At 32.5% G+C, this 26,467-nt stretch carries 22 protein-coding genes and 4 tRNA genes; 4 read left to right on the forward strand and 22 right to left on the reverse strand.

All coding sequences use genetic code 11. From position 1 onward, the window contains the following. The first annotated feature begins 820 nt into the window (after positions 1-820). A complete protein-coding gene (locus H603_RS0100010; protein WP_169628279.1) occupies positions 821-2,083 on the forward strand; it encodes a site-specific integrase in 1,263 nt (420 codons plus the stop codon). Positions 2,084-2,106: 23 nt separating this feature from the next. Here H603_RS0100010 and H603_RS0100015 read toward each other — a convergent pair whose 3' ends face one another. From H603_RS0100015 to H603_RS0100060, 9 genes are all read right to left on the reverse strand, one after another. Beyond that, positions 2,107-3,207 (reverse strand): Fic family protein, encoded by a 1,101-nt coding sequence (locus tag H603_RS0100015; protein ID WP_026706659.1) that lies wholly within the window; start codon positions 3,205-3,207, stop codon positions 2,107-2,109. A gap of 156 nt (positions 3,208-3,363) precedes the next feature. Next, a complete protein-coding gene (locus H603_RS16990) occupies positions 3,364-4,152 on the reverse strand; it encodes a lipase family protein (RefSeq protein WP_026706660.1) in 789 nt (262 codons plus the stop codon). 12 nt (positions 4,153-4,164) lie between these two features. Next, positions 4,165-5,304, reverse strand: coding sequence for a reverse transcriptase family protein (locus H603_RS16995; protein ID WP_051219062.1), 1,140 nt, complete (start codon positions 5,302-5,304; stop codon positions 4,165-4,167). 213 nt (positions 5,305-5,517) lie between these two features. Next, on the reverse strand, positions 5,518-6,795 hold the full coding sequence (locus H603_RS0100030) for a phosphoribosyltransferase-like protein (protein ID WP_026706661.1): 1,278 nt from the start codon (positions 6,793-6,795) through the stop codon (positions 5,518-5,520). 62 nt (positions 6,796-6,857) lie between these two features. Beyond that, positions 6,858-9,737, reverse strand: coding sequence for a type I restriction endonuclease subunit R (locus tag H603_RS0100035; RefSeq protein ID WP_026706662.1), 2,880 nt, complete (start codon positions 9,735-9,737; stop codon positions 6,858-6,860). 26 nt (positions 9,738-9,763) lie between these two features. Further along, a complete protein-coding gene (locus H603_RS0100040; protein WP_026706663.1) occupies positions 9,764-10,057 on the reverse strand; it encodes a hypothetical protein in 294 nt (97 codons plus the stop codon). Between the two features lie 30 nt (positions 10,058-10,087). Beyond that, complete coding sequence (locus H603_RS0100045; RefSeq protein ID WP_026706664.1) at positions 10,088-10,834, reverse strand: hypothetical protein; 747 nt, start codon at positions 10,832-10,834, stop codon at positions 10,088-10,090. Between the two features lie 2 nt (positions 10,835-10,836). Continuing rightward, positions 10,837-12,048, reverse strand: a complete 1,212-nt coding sequence (locus H603_RS0100050; protein WP_026706665.1) for a restriction endonuclease subunit S — start codon at positions 12,046-12,048, stop codon at positions 10,837-10,839. 183 nt (positions 12,049-12,231) lie between these two features. Continuing rightward, positions 12,232-13,794, reverse strand: coding sequence for a type I restriction-modification system subunit M (locus tag H603_RS0100060; protein WP_026706666.1), 1,563 nt, complete (start codon positions 13,792-13,794; stop codon positions 12,232-12,234). 549 nt (positions 13,795-14,343) lie between these two features. Here H603_RS0100060 and H603_RS0100065 point away from each other — a divergent pair. Beyond that, the gene (locus H603_RS0100065) at positions 14,344-14,862 is read left to right on the forward strand and encodes a hypothetical protein (protein ID WP_026706667.1); all 519 of its coding nucleotides are present in this window, start codon (positions 14,344-14,346) and stop codon (positions 14,860-14,862) included. A gap of 116 nt (positions 14,863-14,978) precedes the next feature. Here H603_RS0100065 and H603_RS0100070 read toward each other — a convergent pair whose 3' ends face one another. The 13 genes from H603_RS0100070 to proS form a co-directional block, all read right to left on the reverse strand. Next, entirely contained in the window at positions 14,979-15,419 is a 441-nt protein-coding gene (locus H603_RS0100070; RefSeq protein WP_026706668.1) for a hypothetical protein, read from the reverse strand. 25 nt (positions 15,420-15,444) lie between these two features. Further along, positions 15,445-16,248: a relaxase/mobilization nuclease domain-containing protein gene (locus tag H603_RS16175; protein WP_051219063.1), complete on the reverse strand. Its 804-nt coding sequence runs from the start codon at positions 16,246-16,248 to the stop codon at positions 15,445-15,447. A gap of 2 nt (positions 16,249-16,250) precedes the next feature. Beyond that, a complete protein-coding gene (locus tag H603_RS0100080; protein WP_026706669.1) occupies positions 16,251-16,547 on the reverse strand; it encodes a plasmid mobilization protein in 297 nt (98 codons plus the stop codon). Between the two features lie 164 nt (positions 16,548-16,711). Then, positions 16,712-17,563, reverse strand: coding sequence for a toprim domain-containing protein (locus tag H603_RS0100085; RefSeq protein ID WP_026706670.1), 852 nt, complete (start codon positions 17,561-17,563; stop codon positions 16,712-16,714). 297 nt (positions 17,564-17,860) lie between these two features. Further along, entirely contained in the window at positions 17,861-19,729 is a 1,869-nt protein-coding gene (locus H603_RS0100090; RefSeq protein ID WP_026706671.1) for a hypothetical protein, read from the reverse strand. Positions 19,730-19,826: 97 nt separating this feature from the next. Continuing rightward, positions 19,827-20,111 (reverse strand): helix-turn-helix domain-containing protein, encoded by a 285-nt coding sequence (locus H603_RS0100095; RefSeq protein WP_051219095.1) that lies wholly within the window; start codon positions 20,109-20,111, stop codon positions 19,827-19,829. Positions 20,112-20,237: 126 nt separating this feature from the next. Then, on the reverse strand, positions 20,238-21,248 hold the full coding sequence (locus H603_RS0100100; protein ID WP_026706673.1) for a hypothetical protein: 1,011 nt from the start codon (positions 21,246-21,248) through the stop codon (positions 20,238-20,240). Positions 21,249-21,388: 140 nt separating this feature from the next. Further along, positions 21,389-21,462: transfer RNA gene (locus H603_RS0100105), tRNA-Arg, on the reverse strand. An 84-nt stretch (positions 21,463-21,546) separates the two neighbouring features. Beyond that, positions 21,547-21,798, reverse strand: a complete 252-nt coding sequence (gene rpsT, locus H603_RS0100110) for a 30S ribosomal protein S20 (RefSeq protein WP_026706674.1) — start codon at positions 21,796-21,798, stop codon at positions 21,547-21,549. Between the two features lie 39 nt (positions 21,799-21,837). Further along, positions 21,838-21,909, reverse strand: a tRNA-Glu gene (locus H603_RS0100115). Between the two features lie 38 nt (positions 21,910-21,947). Next, positions 21,948-22,019, reverse strand: a tRNA-Glu gene (locus H603_RS0100120). A gap of 46 nt (positions 22,020-22,065) precedes the next feature. Continuing rightward, positions 22,066-22,137: transfer RNA gene (locus H603_RS0100125), tRNA-Glu, on the reverse strand. Between the two features lie 77 nt (positions 22,138-22,214). After that, positions 22,215-23,693 (reverse strand): proline--tRNA ligase, encoded by a 1,479-nt coding sequence (proS, locus tag H603_RS0100130; RefSeq protein ID WP_026706675.1) that lies wholly within the window; start codon positions 23,691-23,693, stop codon positions 22,215-22,217. 101 nt (positions 23,694-23,794) lie between these two features. Here proS and H603_RS0100135 point away from each other — a divergent pair, with 101 nt between their 5' ends. Further along, complete coding sequence (locus H603_RS0100135; protein ID WP_026706676.1) at positions 23,795-24,868, forward strand: hypothetical protein; 1,074 nt, start codon at positions 23,795-23,797, stop codon at positions 24,866-24,868. A gap of 39 nt (positions 24,869-24,907) precedes the next feature. After that, entirely contained in the window at positions 24,908-26,413 is a 1,506-nt protein-coding gene (locus H603_RS0100140) for an OmpP1/FadL family transporter (RefSeq protein WP_026706677.1), read from the forward strand. Positions 26,414-26,467: the final 54 nt, after the last annotated feature.

The raw sequence follows: 26,467 nt of genomic DNA on the forward strand, positions 1-26,467 counted from the left end.
TAATTCTCACAAGCTTTTTTTAAAATAATCTGAAAATAAATTTTCAACTCATTTCGTTTTGCTTGCCATCATGTAAAGAACTTATTCGCTGTTGCGGGTGCAAAAGTAGGTAGTTTAAACGCATATTCAATACCTTCTACACAATTTTATTTTCTTTAATTTTCAATTTTCTTTTAATGAGCTGGAAACCTTACTATTGACTTATCATCAATTTATATCGCAATTCAAATTGTAAGATTAATCGATAAACAAAACCCTGTTCGCCTACTCCTACTGGGTTCATTCACATTAGTCCGCAGTATCCTTAATAAGTAAAAGCACTTTGTCTACTATATAATAGATCGTATTTACCTCATTCAAGAATTACAATTTCAAAGCACGTTATATATAAAAGAACCTCATTTATAAATTAACTTTTTTACCTTACCAATAAATCCTAGCCCTGATAGCAGTGAAAATCCTTTTAAGTCTTCTTGATGGCAATCGAGAAGACTTAAAAGATTGTAGCGAATAGCAGGAAATAGCTCCTAGTTAACTTATGCCAAATTACAATCCAATACTTAAGACCGCAAAAAACTAAAGCGTACTAAACATAAAAAAACCGACACTATATATAGTATCGGTTTTAAGTGAAGGCAGAAGGATTCGAACCTTCGACCGCCTGCTTAGAAGATAGGCGATTTATCTTTTCGTTTGATTTCTTTTTGTTTACTTTGTTGATTTTTAGATATTTATAATTAAATTTTCTTTCTTTTGAACTATTATATTTTACTTTTGTCATATAGATGTTCGTCAAATGTTCGTCGCAACCATATTTAACATGATTTCAACAAAATTTACAATAAAAAAAGCACCAAATAAAGATGGCAAGCACTCTATTATATTGGTATTAATTAAGGACAGACGCAATACCTCTATGGCTACAAGTTACACCTGTGATTATGAGACATGGAGCTTTGAAACCCATTCATTAAAGATTAGCAAAAATGCCAAAGAAATGAAAAGGATCAATGAGATTAACAATTTCATCAATAGAACTAATCAGAAGATCGAAGATTTCATTAGAGAGAAACGTCGCTTTAATGAAGATTTCACCATTGCTGAAATCTCGCATGAGATTAAAGCTGAAACTCTATCGAAAGCAACTGCAATAGACTATTTAAAATTCCATCAAGAGATTATGGAAGAATTTCTATTAGCTGATAAAATTGGAACGGCCAAAGTTTATAAAGAGACTTTAAGCTCCATCAAGAAATTTTGCGGAAAGTCATATTTGAGGTTTCAAGACTTGAACTTCACATTCTTAGAAAAACACGACGCATTTCTAAGAAGTAATGGAGGGAGTGATAGTGGAATCAGTTTTAAGATGCGAACAATTAAAGCTGTTTTTAATAAAGCTATAAAGCGCGAAATAATTTCAGATAAAACATATCCATTCAATAAATATAAAACATCAGCATTAAAAAAAGAAGCAAAAAAAGAATATCTAACGACAGAAGAGTTAGACAGACTAATAAAGGAGGACTTCAGTAAAAATCAAGAGCTGCAATTTGCAAAAGACATGTATCTCTTTAGTTTTTATTGTAGAGGAATAAATTTTATTGATATTTTAAAATTAGCAAACACCAACCTTTATGATGATCGACTAGTATATGTTAGAACTAAAACAGGTGTTGTACTGGATTTCAAATTAACTGATGATCCACGTAAATTAATCGAGACCTACAAACTCCGATCTTACAATTCCTTTTTATTCCCTCTTTTATTGAAAGAAGAGCTAACTACTGAGCAAATTAAGAACAGGAGCCATAAACTGCTAGGGCAAATCAATCCTGCACTAAAGAAAATAATGGAGGTATTACAAATCAACAAGAATATTACTTTCTATACTGCTCGACATTCATTTGCCACATTTTTAAAATTCAAACATTTGCCTATTGATGTTATTAGCGAAATGCTTGGTCATAAGGACATCAAGGCAACGATATCCTATTTAAACAAACTACCTAATAAACAACTAGATCAAATTATTGATGATGTGTTTGCTAACTGGAGAAATACTGAGGTATCAGAAACAATTTAAATTACAAAAAGCTGCATCACATTTTAAAAACTTTCGTTTAAAACGTAATGTGTACTTCTACCACCTGAATCTGCTTTTATCAAAATACCTTTATTAACTAAATCAGTGATATCTCTTAATGCGGTGTCTGGAGAAGTCTTTGTCATTTTAGCCCACTTGCTTGTATTTAAATTACCTTCAAAATTGTCCATGAGTTTGTTAAGCATCATTTGTTGACGGTCATTACTAATCTTAGTAGCAAACTTCATCCAAAAATTGTGCTTTGCTACGACTTTATCAACTATCACACTTGAATGGATTATACTGTTTTTAAGACATCCTAAAAACCAGATAATCCATTCTGTGATATTAAGGTCGTCCTTTTGAGTGCGTTCTAGGATGCTATAATAGCTTTTCTTTTGTTTATTTATTTCAGTAGACATACTATAGAATCTTTGGTTCACACCATCCGATTTTGAAAGCTGCATATCTGTTATAGCTCTGGCTATTCTTCCGTTACCATCATCAAATGGATGTATCGTTATAAACCATAAATGAGCAATGGCTGCTTTAAGAAGTAATTCTAATTCTTGTGCGTTATTGTACCAGTCTATAAAATGTTTCATTTCGTTATTCAGTACTTCAGCTTTTGGAGCTTCGTAATGAACCAGCTCCCTTCCCATTCCTCCTGAAACAACTTGCATTGCACCTGATCGCCATTTTGCCACTTCGATTTTATGCATACCACTTCTACCTGTGGGAAATAAAGCTGCATGCCAATTAAACAAACGATCTTCAGTAAGTACTTTATCATTGTTTTGCGTGGCATCAATCATCAATTCTACAATACCATCCACATTTCGATCTGAGTTTTCTAATCCAGAATATTCTAGACCCAACCTAGTTGCTATTGAAGAACGTACTAATTCCGGATTTAAAATCTCCCCTTCTATTTCAGAAGTTTGCAAGACGTCTTGAATTAAAGTTTCTAAATTAGCTTCCCCTTTTAAATCGAAACCCAACAACTCCACTTTACCCATAAGTTTTCCCTGCAGATTTCTCACTTCGCTTATTAGCAAAATAAAATCCTCTTCATTCCAGTTGAATTGAGGCCAAGTTTTTAATTGATGAATGTAGATTGCCATAACTCTATTAATTTATGCGGTAAATATAGTAATTATTCTCCGCAAAAAATGCGGTGAATAATTACTATATTTACCGCATTTTTAATATTATAATCACTTAGCTAATAACTTTTCACCTTTGTTTTCATTATATAAACAAGATTATTTACCATTATTCTATTTTAATTCTTTTAAATTTTCCATGTAACTCTTCATGCCATGGTCATTTATGAAATTTTTCATTGGTAATTTTAAGGCATAAAATAATCTTGAAATCCAACTTTTATTCTCTTTTATTTCATCTTTTCTTATCCATAGCTCTTGACCAATATGGTGATAAAACACTGGCGGAGTAAAGGGAACAACGTCAGATCCATTAATAATTCTGATCGTTTTTTGATTTAGTTCATTATAAAAAGTTTTAAATTTTTTTAAACCAACTGCTGGAGCGCCAAAAAGGATTATTTCTTGTAATTGATTTTTAACTGCAACTGGTGAATTAGCTCTTAATTTAACTGAAAACAATGTTGCTAAAGCGCCTCCTAGAGAATGTCCTGTAATAACTATTTTTCTATTTGTAAATAAATTTAAATCATTTATGTGTTTCATTACTGCATCAAAACTATTAAGTTTTGTAGTCTTATCCATATAATAAAGTGTACTTTGAAACCCCCGATGAACATTTATTTTTTTTGAATTCGAATCACAGTTTTTCAGTAAAACAGGAAACATTTTAAGATTTGAAACCCACCAATCTACTCTTTCTCTTGTTCCTCTAAAAGCAATTACTAATGTTTCATCATTCCAAAATAGTCTGCAAAAACCTCTACCATAAGAACCGTGAATAATCTTTTGTCCTAACATTTTTTTACCGTTGTACGACAAGAAATCTTGTCTAACAGGACTTCCATAAACAGATTTACATATTTTTGCTACTTCAAAATATCTCTTATAATCTGTAACCATAATTTAAATTATTTAAACGTACCAGTTTATTTTATTAAAGTCTTCAAGCATTTTTTTGCTCGCTTTTTCGTTTATAGATTTAATGAAACACATGTGGCCATAAAGCCAGTTATGAAATTTGATATTATTGTATTTTGGAAACTCTTTATGCCTTCTTTCTAAATGACTATTTACCCCATATTTTCTACAATAATAAACATGTTCGGTTATTGTTTTTCTGTACTCTTTAGATACGTTTGTTCCATTAGTTGTTGTTAGTCCTGTTACATATTGTTTACAACCTTTTTTCATGTATTTCGTTTTCTTACTATTAATAAAAAAACCTTCGTCATCAATGATTTTAGTAATCAATTTTAAAGAGGGTAATTTTCCTATTTTTCCAATAGAAAAAGTTAAATCATCAGCGTATCTGGAATATCTAAAATTTAGTTTACCGGCCAAAGCTTCAAATCGATAATCCATCTTAGTAGCTAAAATATTGGAAATGATTGGACTGGTCGGAGCTCCTTGCGGTAATATAGGCGGTTTGTTATCTACTAATTCTTTTAGAATTTCTCTTGAGTTTTCATCAAAATCATGCCAATAAGTTTCACGATGTTTGGCTGTTGTGATTTTTGCCAGCGAATATGCTAAATTAGTAACATAACCTAATGATTTAAAAACGGTATAAACTCTTTTTTCAGTTATAGTATCATAAAATTTTAACAAATCTATTTTCAAAATAATTTCAGAATTTTCATGAACCTTTGCATTATCTTTAATTGAAATACCTTTTCTAAAGCCTTTACAACTATCTGCTAAAACATATTTACTTAATATGTTTACTAGAATCCATTTTTGGATGTATTTTAAATCTTTAGCAGGCGACATTATCTCTCTGAATTTACCGTCTCTTTTTTTTAATTTGAAATAATTATATCTTTGGTATTTATGCTCATATTCATAATTGATATTCCATTTCCCATCTCCAATCAAGTTTCTGAGATAATCTGATTGAATACCTATTTGTATTGATAGATGTTCTATTGAAAAAATAACAGGAAATTCTTTTTCTTCTAGTTTTTTTGCATAAGATAAACAAGCTTCAATAAATTCTTGTGATTTATTTTGCTCTTTAGCTTGTGTAATAAATTGTTCAAATGGAAATGACATAATAAATTGTTACTCTTTTTCTTGAATGTTAAATAATATTCTTGAAAATCTAATTTTGGTTGACTCCAGTCACATTCCAATATAACCCACTGGATTTGTTGGTACCGAAATTAGATTATTATTAGTAATCTTAAGCATGCTATCAAGTAGCTTTATTAATTCTCGATGAACTACACCGAGAAAACCTTATAAGGGTTATTTGCTAACAATAAACTATGTCAATCCATTGAACATTGTGGGTAAATATAACACATCTTTTACTTCTAAATTTTCTTTTGTTTCTTTTCTGAAATTTTCTTTTTGAGTCTTTATTTTTAATTCTTTCAAAAACTGAATTCCCTTAGTATTTAAATCATAATGGGTATTTATAAATCCTAATTTTTTGCTCTCGATATAAACTTTCTTCAATTCTAACCTAGTTAATCCAAGTAAATGACAAATAATTATATTATCATATCCCTTATTTTTTAAAGTCAATAATGCAATTACTGAATGATTTAGTTTTGAATTGTATTTTATTTTTCTAACAAATTTATCATCCTTCTTTTCTATAATTGATTTACCAGAATATAAATCAATCTTCAAGCGGTTACAAATCCCTATGTAAAACGCTATGTTTTGTTTGAATTCACGCGCTTCTCTCATTCTAATGTTCGCCATTCTTGGAAATAGTGGAGTCCAATTCCTATTTCCCCCCCATATTATTGATAATGTATTGTTTGGTGTACAATGAAAATAAGAAATCAAGGATTGACTATTATCAAATCCGTATGGAAAAATATAAGGGTAAGGTCCTACTTTTAAATTTTTACCATGTTTTAGTGTTGTTTTTTCAATATCACTTAGATTCCCCAGAATATTAAGAGGAGACAATGTTGGGTCAAAAATTTTATTCCTTTCTTCAGAAATAATTATTATTTGAGGGAAACGATCCAAGATGTATTTTTTTCCTTCAACCATTATTATGGAAGAGAGTATATATATGTTTTCAATATTATTATCAGTTAACCACTGTTGGATATCAGGTTTTGAAAATTCTTTATAAAATGTTTTACCACTACCAATAAAATCATCTAGAAAAACTATATGATTGTATGATCCAGGATCTGTTACATATTTGTAATCATGTGTCAAAAGGATATCATTTTCTCTTTTTTTAAAGGCGTTTGTGTTTTTTAATGGATAAGTCACTAAAGTTCCACTTTTACCAACTTTCCCATAGGGAAATATTATTATTTTATCTCCCTTTGGAATACTTTTATAAAGCTCATATAACAAATCATTAAGGCGAAACATAAGTTCATTAAATGGAATATACTCGTAAACACTCAATAAATCAATAGCCAAGTCAACCTCGTCTTCGTCAAAGTTTTCCAACCAACGAATTATTTTCGTTGGTAAAACGCAATGTTTTAAACGAGGTAGTAAATTTTCGACCTGTCTTACCGATTTTTCACTGTATGAAAAAGTATGCCTTTTTACTATCTCCATATTTTTTTTAAAAAAATTTTATTCTATTTTTCTATTTCTATAAAATCTTTTGACTCTTCACCTTAAGCCATCATCCCTTTCACAAACACCTCCACAAACTCCTTCATTTTAGCAATAATCCTGTCTCCAATCGTTCTGGCTTGCAGTACGCTTGGTCTATTGTCTAGACATTGAAAAACTTCGTCTTTTATAGGTTCTCTTCCACTGTAAATGTAGGCGTCGATTAAGGATTTAAATTGTGCTTTGTCTAAGTTTTCTTCTTCACAGAGCTTGCCTAATGCTAGTACTTTTTGATCTTGCCAGAATTTCTCAAATTCGTCGTCGATGCTGTCGCTGTCTTTGATATTAGGCATATTTTCATCAATGAACTTCTGAATCAAGTCTCGTTTGCTTCTCAGTTGTATATCACCACCCAACAAATCTACAATCGCCTTCTTTTGAGCAGCTGCAGCTGATGGTGTTTTTTCTCCTTTCAATTGTGCCAACAATTTCAAGATATAAGCTACATTGATCTGATCTCTATGGATTAATTCCAACTCAAAATCAATATCATCTAGAATCGAAGTCTTTTGTTTTTCAGTGTCTCGTTTTACCTTTTCGTACAAATCTAAATACTTGCTTTTGTAATCCTCAAATTCCTGCTCGTCAATAGGTAAATCCTCCCAATCAAAATCAGTGTAAGACTGTAAGACATTCATCGCACGCATCAATTTCCTAAAAGCTTGCACAAATTGTGCTTCATCTTCTTCGCTTTCCAAATCATTTACACTTTGATGCGTAGGCGTAATTTCACGCAATGATTCTAATGCTTGATCAAATTTCTCTGCTATGGCTTCGTAGCTTGGCATAGTAACCACTTCAATGGCTTCCTTATTCGAAAACAACGTAATAGCTTCGTCTGTAGCTTTTTTTAAGTTTCTAAAAGATAAGATGTTCCCTTGTGACTTTTGCTCTCCTAAAATTCTGTTCGTCCTAGAATACGCTTGTATTAAACCGTGTTGTTTCAGGTTTTTATCAACGTAAAGGGTATTTACTTTTTTAGCATCAAAACCAGTAAGCATCATATTGACGACAATGACAATATCTAAGCGATCTCTGTCATTATTGAAACTTTCTTTTTCGCGATCTTTTAACCTCTTGCTTATATTTTTGAAATAATTTTCAAACTGTTGGCTGTCTTTTGTAGAAAAGCTTGTACCGTACATTTTATTATAATCAGCTATATAACTTTCTAGTTTATCTCTAGTGTGCTTTGCTTGATAAGATGTTGGTCCTTCGGCCAAAACTTCAAAATCAACTTCGTCACTTGGTAAATAATCCTGTGCTTCTTCTGAATCTTCATTGGTGCCGTAAGTAAAAATAGTAGCGATACGTAAATCGTGTTCGCCTGCTGCTTTCTTTTGCTGAAATAAATCGTAATATTTAATCACGTTATCAATACTACTTACCGCCAATAAAGCGGAGTAGTCTTTATTGAAGGTCTTTTGACTATGGTGTGCAATAATATAATCTACGATCTTAGAGATTCGTTTTTCAGAATTCAACACTTCTTGCTTGTCGATATCTTCGACCTCAATATCAATAAAAGTATTGCTCTTATTTTTATATTTACCAATGTACTCTATCCCAAAACGCAATACGTTTTGATCTTTGATTGCATCTGTAATTACATATTTGTGCAGGCAGTTGCCAAATAAGTCTTTGGTAGTGCGTTTTCCGTACTCATTTTTAGAAGCGTTTTCTGCAAAAATTGGCGTTCCGGTAAAACCTATTAACTGACTTTGCTCAAAAAACTTTGTTATACGATCGTGGGTATCCCCAAACTGCGAGCGGTGGCACTCATCAAATATAAAAACGATTTTCTGGTGTCTTAAACTTTCTATATTACCCGCAAATCGTTCTGAAATAGCATTGTTTAGTTTTTGTATTGTCGTCAGAACTAATTTGGTATTATCCGTTAATTGCCTTACTAATGACTGGGTGTTATTGGTAACATCTACACTGTCTTTCTTGAACGCATTGAACTCGTTCATGGTTTGATAATCCAAATCTTTTCTGTCTACTACAAAAACAACTTTGTATACTTCGGGCAGTTCCATCAAAATTTGACTGGCTTTGAAAGAGGTTAATGTTTTTCCCGAACCTGTAGTGTGCCAAATGTAAGCGTTGTCATTTGAGTTTTTGACTTGATGGATAATTGCTTCAGTAGCAAAATATTGATACGGACGCAACACCATCATTACCTTGTGTGTTTCATTGATCACAATATAATGTGCAATCATCTTACCCAAATGAGTTGGGTTTAAAAATGAAGCTGCAAACTCTGATAAATCTGTAATATTTTTATTTTTGGCATCCGCCCAAAAGAAGGTCTGTTTAACTGATTGCAATTTATTATTCGCCAAATACTTCGTATTGACTCCATTACTAATCACAAACAATTGCACGTATTGAAACAAACCATGATTGCTCCAAAAAGAATGCATTTGGTAGCGGTTAATTTGGTTGAAGGCTTCTTTGATTTCGATTCCGGAGCGTTTTAATTCTATTTGTACCAAAGGCAAACCATTGACCAAGAGCGTGACATCAAAGCGGTTTTTGTAACTACCTTCCAAGGAAATTTGATTGGTTACTTGGTATAGATTCTGGCTATTATCTTCGGTATTAAAAAAACGAACGTAGAATGAAGTTCCATCTTCCTTATCCAATTGAAAACGATCCCTTAGCGTTTTGGCTTTTTCGAAAACATTGCCTTTGGCTAAGTGATTCAAGATAGCATCAAACTCCTTAGCGGTAAAGATGGTTTCATTGAAAACCTCTAACTGACTTTTTAGATTAGAAACTAAAGCGTCTCCATCTAGAATTTGTACAGACGAATAATTTAAACCAACCAATTGCTTGATGAGTTTGTTTTCTAATTGTAATTCGGATTGATGACTCATTTTATTTTTTTAGACTATTGTAAAAGCTAATTACTAAGAATGTATATTAACTTAGGCCTGGTAATATCTTTATTGTTTTCTAAAAAAATAATTAGCGCTGCTTCTTGAGCTTTAGAAGCATTTGCTCCAAAACCTTCTGATTTGCCCTCTAACAGTGCAATATAATTTTGTCTAGTCAAAATTACGGAAGAGGTAGTTGTTCCTATTTTCTTAGCTACATCTTTTTCTATTTTTTTATAATCTTCTGTTTTATACCTTTTTACAAATTCAGAGATAACTAACAAACAATCTTCGATACTCCAACTGTGATTTACTGCCATTCTATTTACTATCAGTTAATTATTAAAATCTTAAATATTATTCCATTTTTTGCATTTCGAATAAAAATCATTTAGAGTGCTTTTTATATTTACATCTGAAAATAATTCTATCCACTCTTCATAAGTTATGATACCTACGATACATTTATCTACCTTATCAAAAACATCTCTTTCTATTAATTTTACATCGTTACTTTCATTATGATCCAAGATTCTTTTTTCTATTTGAAATTTAATATTTTCAGGTTTTACCAAATCTCTAATAGTGATTCCTTTTTTATTCCTTTTATCTACTTTACATTCAGGTAAAACAACATAGAAAAATGTAAAACAATTTAATTTTGTATTTTCAGCTATACAAGTAATAGTTCTAGTTGCTTGATTATAATTCTTAGCATTAGAGGTGAATGAGCTAAGTGGACTTCCCATCTTAGCTTCAATAACTCCAAATACTTTTGCAAGGTCATTAATAATTATTTTACCACTTCCTACTCCATTTTGCTTATAATTTACTTTGAAATCTCCAAGTGCTATATCCGTATGAGTATAGCCCTCTCTTATTTTAGCTGCTTTAATAAAAGGACTAGATAGTAATGCTTCAGAAGTCCAGTTATCTATTTTTTCGAAATCAATTTCCTTCAGTTTAATATTTTGCTGTTTGGAATAATGCACTAATAATCTTGTCATCCAACCTTCATTATATATTTCGGTCGGTTTAATATTAGTATAAACACTATTGTCTTCTATTGAAGAGATTATCTCTATAATTTCCTTCATAACTACACAAACATTTGTTGCAACAACCCCTTTTTGAACCCTTGCATCTTATTTATTTCCTGACCCACATTTTCTATTTTATCATCGATGCCCGATAAAAAATTGGCGATTTTCTGTTGTTCTTGTTTACACGGGAAAGGAATTGGCATCTTATAAAAATCTCCTGTAGAAAAACTCATTCTATCATCTCTAGCACCATAATTCGAAATATCCTGCATGTGTTTATGCCAAATAACAGAATTAAAAAAATATTCAATAAAATCTAAATTCCCTTCTTTAAATCTAAAAACTGAATATAATGGCGACATTATTCCTGTATTTAAATAATTCCTTGAAATTGGACCGACTGGAGCATGCGTCGATATTCGTGGATTGTACACAAAATCATTATTTTCAACAATGTAATATCCTAAAAGGTTATTTTGATTTGCAATATCTTTATCAAAATAATCTCTTTGATTTACTATTCCTTGCGACGCTGAGTTTGTAAAAACTAAATTTATTTTCTTGTCTTTATTTTTAATTATTCTTTTCTCGGCAACTTCCCCCAATTTCTTCTCCTCCCAATCCGGATAATCATCCCCATTTTCATCCTTAAACCGCAATTTTCCTGAGAAAAATTGTTGCATTACGCCTTTTTTGTATTGTTCTAAGAGTTCCTTTTTGCGGGACAATTGCTGGATTTTTTCATCGACCGAACTTAAAAATGAGGCTATTTTTTGTTGTTCGGGGAGGGATGGTAAGAAATATTTAAAATTTGAAAAATCTGTTTTATTTATTTGTGGTACCGCTTGAACTCCAGCAAGCAATTTAATTTTAGTCCCATTTTTTTCTAATAATTCATAAATAAAATTGTTATCATAATCCTTTCCTGCAGTTAAAGAATTAATTTGTTGATTCGTTAAACACTCTTCTGTTGCTTGACCAATCTTTCCAATAGTTGAACCAATACAAACAAATAAAACACTTCCTTTTGCTACTTTTCGACCTTTACTGAAACCAAGATCAGTAAGTGTTGTTTTTGTCTTGAAAACAAATCTGTTCTCTTGTATATCAGCCGGTGAAACAAATAATTTTTCACCATTATAATATTCTAATATATGCGTACTAGGAGTACTTCCTGTTGTTATTTTTGCAATCTCGCCTAACTTCTTCTCTTCCCACTCCCCCTCAAACCCACTAAATCGTAATTTTGGAATACATACTTTATTCATGGCAGGGATTTTTTTGCGTTAGGGATTATTTCACTTTTTATATTATTTTTCATAGGTGTTCAATGAATTTCATTTGAAGTGGAAATCCTTTTTTGCCCTTTTTCGGGCAAAAAAGATTGAAACGGATAGCCCGGCCCGATAGGGAAACGCCCAAATCATTTGTATCTAAATTGTTTTTCATGATTAAAATGGGGTTTCGATTCCTAATTCGGTGCAAAAACCTTGGATGGTGGCATCGGTGGTTTTTCCTGCTTGTGCCAATTCTCGTAATTCGGCCGTGATGGCGGTCAGGTCTATGGCATCTTCTTCTTCAAAGGTGTCTACGTAGCGCGGAATATTTAAATTATAATCATTTTCGGCAATTGACGTAGCAACGGCGATATGGGAATATTCATCTTCTTGGGTGCGGTTTTTATAGGTATCGATTATTTTGTCGATATCCTGGGTACGCAATACGTTTTGGGTTTTTACTTTTTCGTACTGTTGGCTGGCATCGATAAACAAAATGTTATCGGCATGTTCACGCTTTTTCTTTAGGACCAAAATACAGGTTGGGATGCTGGTTCCGTAAAAAATATTGGCGGGTAGGCCTATTACGGCATCAAGGTAATTTTTTTCTTTGATTAAGTATTGGCGGATGTGACCTTCGGCACCGCCACGAAACAAAACGCCGTGAGGTAATACGATTGCCATAGTTCCGTTGTCATCTAGTTGATGCACCATGTGTTGCACAAAGGCAAAATCGGCTTTGCTAGATGGTGCTAATTTACCGTAGGCAGAGAAACGCTCATCAGTCATGTGTAGCGGGCTCGCACTCCAGTTAGCCGAAAATGGCGGATTGGCCACGATAGCTTCAAAACGCATATCGTAATGCTGTGGACGCTCTAAAGTGTCTTCGTTCTTGATGTCAAAACGTTTGTAATGAACATCGTGCATGATCATGTTCATGCGACAGAGGTTGTAAGTGGTGGGATTCATTTCTTGTCCGTAAAAGGCGCTAACATCTTTGACTTCTTTGGCTACTCGCAACAATAAAGAACCCGATCCACAAGTAGGATCGTATACACTTTTTAATTTGTCCTTACCAACTGTAACCAATTGTGCCAAGATGCTACTGACTTGTTGGGGCGTGTAAAATTCTCCCGCCTTCTTGCCTGCGCCACTCGCAAACTGTCCAATTAAATATTCATAGGCATCTCCTAGAACATCACTATCGGTGTTTTCAAGGTCAAAGTCGATTTCGTCTAGATGTACAAGAACTTTTACAATTAGTTCGTTTTTATCCGCTTCGGATTTTCCTAGTTTGTGAGAAGTCAAATCAAGATCAGAAAATAGGTTTCCAAAATCCTCTTCACTCTCTGATCCCATCGTACTTTGCTCAATGTGCGTGAGTACTTTTGATAAATCCCCAAGGATAAAATTATTTTTTCCACCTGCGTTTCCTCTTCGTGCCAACTCGGAGAATAATTCAGATGGCAATAAGAAGTAGCCTAATTTATCTAGAGCAAGTTGTTTTATTTCTTCAAGTAAAGCAGTTTCTTCTTCGTGTCCTTCGACTTCTTGAAAGCTTATTCCGTCTGGTTTAAGGATGGTATTGGCATACAAATCCATTTTAGTACTCAAGTACTTGTAGAATATAAAACCTAATATATAATCTCTAAAATCATCGGCATCCATTTTCCCACGTAAGGTGTTTGCGATATTCCAAAGTTGTTGTTCTAATTTTTGTTTTTGTTCGGCTGCCATGAAGCAAGTGTAATTTTTGTATTAAATAAGAATTTTATGACTGCTAATGTATAGAATATATCCTAAATTATAATTAGGATTACTGTAAGTAATAGGAAAATCTTTGTGTTTTTTCTTTCTATTAGCTTCTAATGGTAGTTTTTAGTTGTCTTATAACCTATTAGCATTATTGAATGAGTAAAATAAATGTTAGTCGAAAAGTTATTCTAAAAAATTCTTGAGCTCTTTCAAAAAGCTCTAAAGGATTTTTTGGAAATAACTTTGTTAATGGATGAATTTGATTAAAAATCTAATTGAGGAATTAAATTATATCAAGAAGCTTTTTCAACCATTAACATTTTGTAAATTTGCCAAACAAACAAGCGTAAGCTGATTAGTTGAGTTACAGAAAACTGCGAATCTTCTTTAAAACTCTAAAACTAGTCAGACTTACGCCCGTGCCTTATATGGGCGTGGGCTAAGTCTTTCTGAGTTTAAGGTTCTTCGCAGTACCTCTGTAACAGTCTGACATTAGACTCGCGCCTTTTTTTTAACTTCAAATAAGGCATTATGAAAAACAAAGAATTTTACAGCCCAATTAAATCATTGGTGAATTTAATTTTAACTGGTGAAAAGGAAATAAATCAAGGTCTTGAATTTATTCCAATAACACCGGAATTTACAGATTCTTTAATCAACATTGATGATGATTATTACAACATTCACTTTTTGCACTGCATAGCCTTGTTCCTAGATGAGTGCAATGTTTCCGAACGTAATGACATTATGAAAATTTATAAAGAGAACGTAATTTTCATATTTGGTACATTAATTTTAAATGGTCAACTGATGGATATAGCTTTAGAAGAAAATAAAGATCTACATACGGTACTTGATGATATCTTTTCTGACTACTTGACCTATAAAAAACTGCAACCTACATTATGTTTAGCTATATACTTTTATATCGAAAACTTATCACAGATCGAATTTAACGATAGATTAATATTAAAATCTGAGTATGAAAAATTTATCCAATGTAATTCTATTAAGAGAGTGATCGAGGGTGATATTGATATTAACTCCTAAAGTTATTTCCGTTAAAACTAAAAAAGCCAATCATATCTGATTGGCTTTACTCCTGAGTGTAGTTGCTCTAAAGTTTGTGATGTTTAAATATGATAATTATAAACATGCTAAGAGTACTAATTCTTAATTTTCAATTCTGCCTCTGAAGATATCTCAACTGGAGATTGATTAGTTGAATTTTTAACTTTTCGATTATAAAAACTAATAGCAATTAAACAAGCAATTATGGTCATGAAAAATAAAAATATGACTAAGGCTCGCAGACGGTTAAACATTGAGTTGGTTTGCAATTTTTCTTTCTCTAGAATTAATGTATGTTCTTTTAGCACTTTGCCTATATTAAAATTCAAGTCTTCCAACAGCTCGATTTGCCTATTATTTATAGCTTCCAAAGGCCTAAAATCCAACTTTGGTTCGTAATTGTACAATTGCTCTATTTTCTGATTTAACTGCTCATTAACTCTCAGCAGAATTATATTATTCTTTTCTATTTTTTCAATTTGATCTATAAAAACAGATAGGCTATCTGCAAGTTTTGGTTGTGTGCTTTTTCCCATAAATATATTATTATTTATCTATAAATTAATATTCCGCACCTCTGTCTTTTGATAACGCTTTTGCGACTTTCAAAGGAGTTTGAATCGGTGCTAGTGGCTGCATCATCGCTGATAGACCTAAATGCCTATGTACCTCTGAAGCTTTAAAAACTTTTTTAGATAACGTATCAATTAACTTATGTCCTTGCACTCTTCCTTGTTTGTTTAAAACCGTTTCAATTTTAATCCCAAGTTTCTGCATTCCTTGTCGATATGCGGTATAACTAGCAGGCTTCGTCTTCACAACTAATTGATGTTTTTCATATATCTCCTTTCTTAACCCTTTAGAATTACCTCGCTGCAATTCTAATGCTTTTATATTTTCAATCATTTTTTCTTTTGCTGAAATCAAGCCTCTGTCCTTTGCAATTTCATGCGCTGCCCATTGTCCTTTCTTACCAATATGATGATCAGATATTAATTGACCATTACTCTTTACCCTATTAGCAATAATGTGTATATGCTTATGCTCTTTTTCAGTATGAACAAAGGCTATATATTGTTGCTTATTTGTATCAATGCCCAGTTTTTGGAGATAATCCCTAGTCATTTCCTTTAAATCTTTATTAGATAGTTTTTGCCCATCTTTGATATCAGGTGAAAGAACTAAGCTAAAAGTTTTATTTGTAGCCCTTTGATTTAAATTTTGAATATCTTTCATTTCCTCCATTATTTCTTTTGAATTTGTGCCACATAGTAGATTCCTATCTAATTCATATCCTTTTTCTTCATCAATGACATAGTTACCAAGTGCTCCACCACCACTGCATGCTTTTGCTAATCCTATCATAATTATTTGAATTTTGCTAAATGAGCTCTAATTTCTTTACTTGCTTCTAACGTTTCTCTCTTAAATCCATCGACATCACCAAGTTTAAAAAGATTCGAAATCCTTCTGAAATTATCTGAGAATTTTGAAAGTAATTGATAACATTCTACTTCTTCGGAAGTTAGTTTACTCGATAACTTATAATTAAATACGAGACCTCGCATTAATTCCGATACAGTGATTCCACTATCCAAAGCTTTCTTTTTTATGATTAAATTTTCTAGTTTAGAGACTCTAAATTTGATTATGTCTTTTTTCATTCGTGTTATTTTAAGATTTAATGAATTGCTTTTATATAAGCACTTACATTTTTCTTTTTGCGACCTTCGGGAGAAAAAACGAGAGGCCAATTTGGTTCAAATGCGCAGCAATTTGTGACCACGTTGGCACATCTCGATCAATTACTACTAAAACGAGACGGACATTAGATACTTAAAATCCATTCGTTAACATCTTTGTAATCTTTAAAAATAGTTCTACAATCAATTGCGTTAGGAAATGTTTCTCTAATAAAATTTGTGTACTTATCACCTGTAATATCATGGTCTAAATACAATTCTATCTTTTCATATTGATTCAAAACTCCCATATTCTTGACTATTAATGCAGCCGAATTTAATATCAAATAGTCATAGTGATTTATATTATTCACTTCACTAATTTGAAGCAAACTTAAATAGTCGAAGAACCCCTCAAATATTTTCACACTTCTACATTGATTTTTAATAAGTGTAATATCTTTTTTTCCAATACAAATTTTAGTATACTTAGAACGTAGCTCCCATCCATCACTATTATTTTTAAAACCAATGGCAAAATATTGTTTCTCATTGATTTTGTAATGTAGTTCCTTAACAGATCTTATAATTTGTGCCTTAGTTATACCTCTACTAGCTAAGTATTGTTTTAAGGCGATATGTTGAACGTATTCTATTTTTACCACACTATTACTGTTATTCTCTTTTTTTGCTTCATAAGTACCTTCTATTTGCTTTTGAAAAGAAAAAGAATCAAGTCCTTCCAAAAAATTTAGAGCCTCACTAACTGTACAGCATTTTAGCTTTATAACGAGATCAATCCCATTTCGACCTCCAATTGCACTGGAAAAGCAATACCAATAACCATTTTGCTTGTTTACATGGAAAGATGCATTCTTTTCTGTTGGTGAAAAAGGACTTTTAAACCAAGTATCACTCCCTGACTCTTTTTCGATATTTAAACCCATAGATTTTAATATAATTTCTATGGGAATTTGTTTTGCTTGTTTAATATTCATCGCTCTTATGTCTATTTAATGAAGTTTACTATCTAAAAAACCTTCTTATTAAAGTAAAAACACTTCCTACACTTCCTACACTTCCTACTTTTTTGATTACTAGTCAATTAAAAATAAAAAAAGCTAAAAAAGAGTAGGTTTGTGTAGGAAGGTGTAGGAAACTTAAAAATGACTTCCTACACCTTCCTACTACTTCCTACCATGTTTCCTACTACTTTTAACTATTAAAACATTAATAATCAATTATTTAACTAAACATAGGAGGTGTAGGAAACCATTATTGCTTTAAAGGAGGGATTATTGCTCACAAATTTGCCATTCGATGGCACTGATTATTTCGTCTTGGATTAGCAATTTAGACACATCTATCTGATAACCAGAGGTTGTTCGTGCATCTTTGCCTTTCTCATACTTGATACTACTTACTTCTTTTTGAAAGCAAGTATCTTTTTTCAAGTAATCTTGTAGCACAACTTTGCTTGGAGCTGTTTCTCTATATTGCAGCATCCACTGTCTCTGAATCTTGTTATAGCATGATGTAAATTGAAATGTAAGCAGATTACCGTCTAAACGTAAATCTCTGAAAACAACAATTCGGTCGTCTTTGTTACCACGCATTGAAGCCAAAAAGCAATCCCAAAATTTAGTACCTATGCTAGATGAATTTAATTTTCTTGTTTGGTGGTCGGTACATTTTTCAAAATGGTTGATCATTTCGCTATAGGTAAAAGGGAATGACACAACATCTTTGAATATTTCATACGTAGCTCCTAGAACAGCTAGATTGCTAATCACTCGAGTATGCTTTACTTCAAATTGACTAATAAACTTCTCTTTGGTATTCCTGAATTTACTTTTGAAATTTAATTCAACTAGTGAACGATTAATTAATAGAGAATCTGTAAAATGACTAACTCCCTGCTTAGTGTAGTCTTTCAGTATATCATACTTTTTTGTCTCTTCAAGCGTAAATGTCTTTGATTGAAACTCCAACCATAACAACCTTGAAATTAGTGCCTCAGATTCAGGATATTCATTACCTGTCAATAGTGTTGAAGATAAAATGGGAACGGTATCTGTACTTACTTTACTTTCAATAGTTCCAAACTCATAACCTCTACGGTCCCAAAATCCCTTGATAGTTCCGTCTAACTTGCTATCCCCTCTTTTATATTCTGAAAGATGGCAGATGATATTAGTAAATTGCGCAAATTTCCTGATTTGACCCTTCAAAGTAGAAGCACCTCCCTCAAGATTTATAGCTGATTGTGGTATTCCAAAGAAGCTTTGGCAACACTCAGCTAATTGGTCTTTTCCACTAGATCCTGGACCATACAAAAACAGAATTGGAAAGTTTCCTATTTCATTGACAATAATATCTTGAAACAAACTGCTTATCGTAAATAAGATAGCCGAAATCGCATAGTCTTTATGTACCTCTATCATCATTTGAAAATACATATCCATGGACACGTCAGAATCAATAGATATCATCTTTTTTTGAGATAAATAAGCTGACATATTATTTAGATAAATCTTGTTAGCAGAAGGCACGTAAAAAGACTTACCGCCATGTGTAAATATGCCGTTTTCATCTATTGCCAAGCTATCGCCATTTAAAAGGTTAACATTATTGTTCCATAACCAAAATTGAAATCCAATTTGATATCCTAAGCTATCAATCTTATGACCGTGTCCCATTTTATCGAATAAATAAGCTTTCAACATCTTAAAATCCAGGGCACTGCCGGTAAACAAAAAGTTTCCTTGCCGAGCAATACTATTCTCAAAACTTGCCAGAGTATTAAATAAATCAGAAGGGATGTCAAAAATCTTTTCAAGATTGAAAACATTCTTTATCTTCAATAATTTGATGGGAAATTTTTCATCCTGAATGTGCTGCAAAATTTTAATCTCAAAATTTGATATTTCTTGAAAGTAATAAGATTCATCATCTCCTTTTTCTTTCTTTCGCCGAATAAAGATTTTGTTGTCAGACATGAATATCTTATACTTTCGAATATCACTTTCAATGTCATTGAAATGTGCCGTTATATTTTTCGGCAAATCATCATAAAAAAAATCGCCCTTTTCTTCTCTATGTTTTTTATTTGACGCATGAGCATCAAAGCTCGTAGGTGCGTCTTTGTGGATTGCAATTTTCATTATACAATAAAAGTTTTATTGTATCTTTGTGAGATACAAATGAGTTAAAAATAAAATAGAGCACAATCTTCATAGTCGTTAGCTATGATTATTGTGTTTATTTTTTCCAAGGGTTCTCATTTGATTCCTCTTCACTTATTGCATCAATTTTGTTTCTTAATAGAAAATCTTCAAGGTCAGATCTGTGAAAATAAATTAGCTTTCCTAAAGGACGAAAGAATGTTATTTTTCTACCTGATGTCAGCTTATATAAATAAGACGTCTTCATATTTAAAAATTCTGCAGCTTCTTCAGCTGATAGAATAGATTTAACTGACAGACTTAATTTTTGAATACTACTCTCTATATTGAATAGTTTTTCTTCGATTTGTACATTGCTCATGTTTTCTTTTTTTAACGTTAAGTTTCTCATCGTGAGAACCATGAAGCAAAGGAACGAAAAAGAAAAAGTGAGGCAATTTGATTACATCAGGTTACATCAGGTTACAATAGATTACAACAAATTCCATTAAATTTCAAGACTTCCATTCTTCGCGCGGTCTCTTAAATCCGAAATCTCTTTAATAAAGATCTTCTTGCCAACAAAATTTTTACTATCAAAATTTTTATCGATCCAGTCAATTATTTTTGTATTACTTGGATGTTGAAGTAAATTATTACCAAATATAAAATACAAAAAATTCAGGTAGTCAACTTTTGCTAATGCTACTTCAGTGCCATCTGCTTTTTTAAATAATACTTTCTTAGTCACTTCCTCTCTTTTCAATAATTTCATAAAATCATTTGTTTCGCAGTGAAATAAATATCTATCGTGGATTGAATCTAATTTTTGTTTAATAACTTCATCAGGCAATGGATTAGGCATTACATCAGCTCCTCTATAATAAATTTGTTTAGTTATTCGTGCTTGAGGTTTCCCCATCAACTCCATAGATTTACCTTTAATATAAATTTCATCGGTAACGCTATCTTGTGTATGAGAGCATTTAAAATGTTTAAAAGTATTTGTCTCCCTCTGCAAAATGATAGAATCAAACGCGTTATCTTCAGATGTATTTTTCTTTTCACTAGTAAGTTCTGATATTTTAAGAGAGGTTAGATTAAGTCTTTCCCTTTCCTCCTCAGATCTATTGATATCGTTATCAATAATTCCTTGATCTCTTACCAAATTCCCACTATTAGTGATATCGTCTTGAATTGTAATATATTTAATTGGAATAATTATAAAAAACAACATTATAACTATTCCGATGAGTGCACCAGCAGTTTTCACAGTTTGTTGATCAAAATTAATATTCATTACTGAGATAGCAACTCCTGATTTAATCATGTAGATTGTGTAAATAAAAGCCAAAATAAACATAAAGAAAAACCAAGTTTTAAGGATAGCCTCTTTAGATGCTATCTTCAAGGCAAAAGATTTGTTAATGCATAAGGACAATAGCCAAAATGAAGGTCTCCATATTCCGAATAGAAAGACAAGACCGCATATAAAATAAATTAAATCAATATTTTCCATACTTTTAATTTTAGATTTGTCAAAAATAGGAAAAAATAAGCGGAGTATTATATACCTTGTTTGCCTATAGTGTTAGTCAAATGTTCGTTTCAAAGCATAAAAAAAGCCCTTACAAAAATGTAAGGGCTTGATTTTCAAAGTGAAGGCAGAAGGATTCGAACCTTCGACCGCCTGCTTAGAAGGCAGGTGCTCTATCCAGCTGAGCTATGCCTCCATAGATAAATTAAATTATCACATAACGTCTAAAAAAAAGCCTCTTTAATAAGAGGCCTTTTTTTTGTATATCTAATTGTTGTAATTACAACTTAGCAACAAATTTAGTCAACTTAGATTTTAAGTTAGAAGCTTTATTATCATGGATAATATTCTTTTTAGCTAACTTGTCAATCATAGAAATTACATTAGATAATTTTGATGTAGCGTCAGATTTATCTGTAGCTATTCTTAACGCTTTGATAGCATTACGAGTAGTTTTATGTTGGTATCTATTTAATACTCTTCTCTTTTCGTTACTTCTAATTCTTTTTAGAGCTGACTTATGATTTGCCATTTTATTATATTTTTTTTTCTTTACTATTCTTTATACTTGTAGTCCGTAAGGGAATCGAACCCCTGTTACCAAGACGAAATCTTGGCGTCCTAACCCCTAGACGAACGGACCATTATCCTTCTAGTTATAATAATCATTGTGATTATTTGTAGCCCGTAGCGGAATCGAACCGCTCTTACATGGATGAAAACCATGCGTCCTAACCGATAGACGAACGGGCCATTGTCACCATTAAACAGTGAACTTTTTTTGCGCTTTTCAGAATTGTAGCCCGTAGCGGAATCGAACCGCTCTTACATGGATGAAAACCATGCGTCCTAACCGATAGACGAACGGGCCCTGCTTCTGTATTGCGGATGCAAAGATACAACTATTTTTGAGTCGCACAATAGCTAAGACAAAAAAAATAATCTTTTTTAATACGCTTTCGCAAATAACACTCTTTTAGTAGATGGATTCCCAGTAAATACGCAGGCTCCCGCCTCTTCTACAGCATCCAAAGGTATACATCTAATAGTTGCTTTTGTTAATTCTTGTATGCGCTCCTCTGTAGCTGCTGTTCCATCCCAATGTGCTGAAACAAAACCACCTTTATCATTTAAAACAGATTTAAACTCTTCAAAATTTTCAACCTTAGTAATATGAGAATTTCTATATTCTAACGCCGTATTGAATAAATCTTTCTGAATTTGCTCTAAAAGATCGCTGATGTAATTTGCTATCCCATCTTTTGAAACCACTTCCTTAGTTGCGGTATCTCTTCTAGCTATTTCAAAAGTACCGTTCTCTAAATCTTTTGGACCAATTGCTATTCTCACAGGAACACCTTTCAATTCCCACTCTGCAAACTTAAAACCAGGTTTTTGAGTGGTTCTATTATCAAATTTAACAGACACCCCTAACTTTTGAAGTTGTGCAGTTAAAACATTTACTTCTGCAGTAATTTGATCTAACTGTTCGTCAGTTTTATGAATAGGCACAATAACAACTTGTATTGGAGCCAAATTAGGAGGCAAAACCAATCCTTTATCATCTGAATGCGTCATAACCAAAGCACCCATTAAACGCGTTGACACCCCCCATGAAGTTCCCCAAACGTATTCTTGTTTTCCTTCAGCATTTGCAAATTTCACGTCAAATGCCTTGGCAAAGTTTTGCCCCAAGAAATGTGATGTACCTGCTTGCAAAGCTTTACCATCCTGCATTAAGGCTTCGATACAATAGGTCTCTTCAGCTCCTGCAAAACGCTCTGTTTCTGTCTTGATTCCTCTCACAACTGGTATCGCCATGAAATTTTCAGCAAAATCAGCATATACATTCATCATTTTCTCTGACTCTTCCACAGCCTCTTCCCTAGTAGCGTGAGCGGTATGCCCTTCTTGCCAAAGAAACTCAGCCGTTCTTAAGAATAGGCGAGTCCTCATTTCCCAACGAACCACATTGGCCCATTGATTTATCAACAAAGGTAAATCACGGTATGATTGCACCCACCCCTTATAAGTTGACCAAATAATTGCTTCACTTGTAGGACGAACAATAAGCTCCTCTTCTAATTTAGCATTTGGATCCACCATTAATTTTCCAGGTTTGTCCGGATCATTTTTTAATCTATAATGTGTTACAATCGCACATTCTTTTGCAAATCCTTCTGCATTTTTTTCTTCTGCTTCAAACATGCTTTTAGGCACAAATAAAGGGAAGTAAGCATTCTGGTGTCCTGTTTCTTTGAATTTTCGATCCAATTCCCCTTGCATCTTTTCCCAGATTGCATAGCCATACGGTTTGATAACCATACACCCTCTTACTCCTGAATTTTCAGCTAGATCAGCTTTGACAACCAGTTCATTATACCATTTAGAATAATCTTCTGATCTTGTTGTAAGGTTCTTGCTCATATTGAATAGTTTGGCATAAATTTTGCGTTATATTATTTAACTAAATAGTTCAGCAAAACTAACTATTTTTGTAATGTGCAACAATAAAAAAACCTAGAGATATGAAAACTAATATTTTTTCATCTAAAAATAGCATCTTATACACCACTATTGGAATAATAAGCCTTTTGATGACAGCCTGCGGGTCTTATCAAAATAGCTCTTATTATGACAATGACGGTATCTACGGTGGTACAGCGGTGAATACAGCAGAGAGACCTTACCAAAGTAATTATGACGACCGATATATTAGCAATAATTCTAACAATAATCAAAGCAATTATTATAGCGATTATTTCAGTTCACTTCAAAATGGCAATCAATCGACTGAAATTTTTACCGACATTGATAATTATAATAATTACGATGACGATATAGATAATGAAAATGTAGCTCAAAATTATGCGGGTTGGGGTGATAATAGTACTAGTACTACAATCCAACTTAACAACTACGGATATGGAGGCGGTTACGGTGGGTACGGATTAGGTTATTCGAATTTTGGCTTTGGATACAACAATTTTGGATACAATAATTTCGGTTGGAACAACAACGGTTGGGGAAATTACGGATGGAATAATTTTGGTTGGAGCAATCCATACTATGGATACCGTTACAATACTATAGGTTTTTACAATCCCTATTATTCAAATTTTTACAATCCATACTTTAACAATTACGGATACAATAATTACAGCAGAGCACGTTATAATAACAGAACGTATTCTTACAATTCAAGCCGCAGGGGGTCATCAGATAGAAACACTATTAGTACAACAAGAAATGGCTATTCTACAAATCGAGTGAGCAGTGGTAGAAATAACAATACTGATTTTAGAAGACCTACCAGCTCTAATTCTAATAATACATTTTCAAGAAGAAATTCTCAAAATGGGACGTATAGCCAACCGGTAAGATCAAATTCTAACACAATTAATACTAGAAGGCAATCCACAAATAGCAGATCATACACACCTAGCACTACTAATAGAAATAGTAATTATTCTAGAAATGAAAATTCTAGCAGACCTAATTCATCAAGTTATTCGACGGGTTCAAGTAGTCGTTCTAGTTCCTCAGGAAATTCAGGAGGCTCAAGATCTAGTGGTGGTAGCTCTAGAAGAGGTGGCAATTAATTTTAAGCATTTATACAACAACTTATTAGTAGACAAAAAATGAAAAAATATATTTTTATATTCTTAACTGGTCTTTCTTTTTCTGCCGTGCAGGCACAAGAAATTCGTGATGCTTTGAGATACTCTCAAGATAATTTAAATGGTACAGCAAGATATAGAGCAATGAGCGGGGCTTTTGGAGCTTTAGGTGGAGACTTATCTTCATTAAATGTCAATCCTGCAGGTTCTGCTATATTCTTGAACAATCAGTTTGGTGTTACTTTGAATAACGTAAGCAACAAGAATGATTCAGATTATTTTGGAAATAAAACAACTGAAAAAGACAACAACTTCAATATTAATCAAGCTGGGGGAGTTTTTGTTTTTAACAATCAAAGAACCAACAGTAATTGGAAGAAATTTAGTATTGGCGTAAATTACGAAAATGCTAACAATTTCAACAATTCCACTTATTCTGCAGGTACTAATACCACAAATTCAATTGATGGTTATTTCTTGAGCTACGCTGACGGGGTCCCTTTACAAGTATTAGAAGATAATAGTTATCGAAATCTAAACAATAATGATCAACAAGCTTATTTAGGTTACAATGCCTACATAATCAATCCTGCCAGTAATGATCAAAATGAGACATTATACAACTCTAATGTTCCTGGTGGTGGAAGCTTTTACCAGCAAAATGCTGAAAGATCTGAAGGGTATAATGGAAAACTATCTTTTAACGCAGCTACTTCCTATAAAGACAAATTATTTATAGGATTGAATTTAAACTCACATTTTACAGACTATAGAAGATTCTCTAGTTTTTACGAAATCAATGATGCCCCTCTGTCAACTGATTACACCATTACAGATGTACGCTTTGATAATGAATTGTATACTTATGGATCAGGGTTCTCTTTTCAATTAGGTGCCATTGCAAAAGTAACAAATGAATTACGTGCAGGTTTAGCCTATGAATCTCCTACTTGGTATCGACTGAATGACGAATTCACTCAAGATTTATTCACAACTACTAGCAGTTCTACTGGGCCTGATAGAGGTAACCCATTAGCAGATCCTAAAATAACAAATGTTTATGATGTGTATAAATTGCAAACACCTAGTAAAGTTACGGGGAGTTTAGCTTACATCTTTGGAAAGTCAGGATTGATTAGTGTAGACTATGCAATCAAGGATTATAGCAAAACTAAATTTAAACCTGAGAACGACGCTTATTATACCTCGCTTAATAATTCAATGGGAGACCTTCTAGACAACACCTCTGAATTGCGAATAGGTGCTGAATACAAAATAAAAGAACTTAGTTTGAGAGCAGGATATCGCTATGAGCAAAGTCCGTATAAAAATGAATCTACAATAGGTGATTTAACTGGCTATTCTGGAGGATTAGGATATAATTTTGGTTCTACAAAAGTAGATTTATCTTATGCTTACGCAGAGAGAAGTACACAACAAGGTTTCTTCACACAAGGTTTTACTGATGGAGCCAATATTAATAACATATCAAATAATGTGTCATTAACATTTTTATTCGAATTGTAATAATTTACGATTCCTACTATTAAACCGTATCGCGATATTAAAGCTATACGGTTT

This window comes from Flavobacterium frigidarium DSM 17623 (assembly GCF_000425505.1).
Taxonomy (GTDB): domain Bacteria; phylum Bacteroidota; class Bacteroidia; order Flavobacteriales; family Flavobacteriaceae; genus Flavobacterium; species Flavobacterium frigidarium.

Bases quoted from the DNA above. Each gene is read 5' to 3' on its own strand.
- H603_RS0100015 (WP_026706659.1), bottom strand. From the start codon at position 3,207: ATGGCAATCTACATTCATCAATTAAAAACTTGGCCTCAATTCAACTGG.
- H603_RS0100035 (WP_026706662.1), bottom strand. From the start codon at position 9,737: ATGAGTCATCAATCCGAATTACAATTAGAAAACAAACTCATCAAGCAA.
- H603_RS0100085 (WP_026706670.1), bottom strand. From the start codon at position 17,563: ATGAATATTAAACAAGCAAAACAAATTCCCATAGAAATTATATTAAAA.
- rpsT (WP_026706674.1), bottom strand. From the start codon at position 21,798: ATGGCAAATCATAAGTCAGCTCTAAAAAGAATTAGAAGTAACGAAAAG.
- H603_RS16990 (WP_026706660.1), bottom strand. From the start codon at position 4,152: ATGGTTACAGATTATAAGAGATATTTTGAAGTAGCAAAAATATGTAAA.
- H603_RS0100040 (WP_026706663.1), bottom strand. From the start codon at position 10,057: ATGGCAGTAAATCACAGTTGGAGTATCGAAGATTGTTTGTTAGTTATC.
- H603_RS0100010 (WP_169628279.1), top strand. From the start codon at position 821: ATGATTTCAACAAAATTTACAATAAAAAAAGCACCAAATAAAGATGGC.
- H603_RS0100030 (WP_026706661.1), bottom strand. From the start codon at position 6,795: ATGGAGATAGTAAAAAGGCATACTTTTTCATACAGTGAAAAATCGGTA.
- H603_RS0100080 (WP_026706669.1), bottom strand. From the start codon at position 16,547: ATGAAAAAAGACATAATCAAATTTAGAGTCTCTAAACTAGAAAATTTA.
- proS (WP_026706675.1), bottom strand. From the start codon at position 23,693: ATGAGCAAGAACCTTACAACAAGATCAGAAGATTATTCTAAATGGTAT.
- H603_RS0100060 (WP_026706666.1), bottom strand. From the start codon at position 13,794: ATGGCAGCCGAACAAAAACAAAAATTAGAACAACAACTTTGGAATATC.
- H603_RS0100140 (WP_026706677.1), top strand. From the start codon at position 24,908: ATGAAAAAATATATTTTTATATTCTTAACTGGTCTTTCTTTTTCTGCC.
- H603_RS16995 (WP_051219062.1), bottom strand. From the start codon at position 5,304: ATGTCATTTCCATTTGAACAATTTATTACACAAGCTAAAGAGCAAAAT.
- H603_RS0100045 (WP_026706664.1), bottom strand. From the start codon at position 10,834: ATGAAGGAAATTATAGAGATAATCTCTTCAATAGAAGACAATAGTGTT.
- H603_RS0100050 (WP_026706665.1), bottom strand. From the start codon at position 12,048: ATGAATAAAGTATGTATTCCAAAATTACGATTTAGTGGGTTTGAGGGG.
- H603_RS0100065 (WP_026706667.1), top strand. From the start codon at position 14,344: ATGAAAAACAAAGAATTTTACAGCCCAATTAAATCATTGGTGAATTTA.
- H603_RS16175 (WP_051219063.1), bottom strand. From the start codon at position 16,248: ATGATAGGATTAGCAAAAGCATGCAGTGGTGGTGGAGCACTTGGTAAC.
- H603_RS0100100 (WP_026706673.1), bottom strand. From the start codon at position 21,248: ATGGAAAATATTGATTTAATTTATTTTATATGCGGTCTTGTCTTTCTA.
- H603_RS0100095 (WP_051219095.1), bottom strand. From the start codon at position 20,111: ATGAGCAATGTACAAATCGAAGAAAAACTATTCAATATAGAGAGTAGT.
- H603_RS0100090 (WP_026706671.1), bottom strand. From the start codon at position 19,729: ATGAAAATTGCAATCCACAAAGACGCACCTACGAGCTTTGATGCTCAT.
- H603_RS0100135 (WP_026706676.1), top strand. From the start codon at position 23,795: ATGAAAACTAATATTTTTTCATCTAAAAATAGCATCTTATACACCACT.
- H603_RS0100070 (WP_026706668.1), bottom strand. From the start codon at position 15,419: ATGGGAAAAAGCACACAACCAAAACTTGCAGATAGCCTATCTGTTTTT.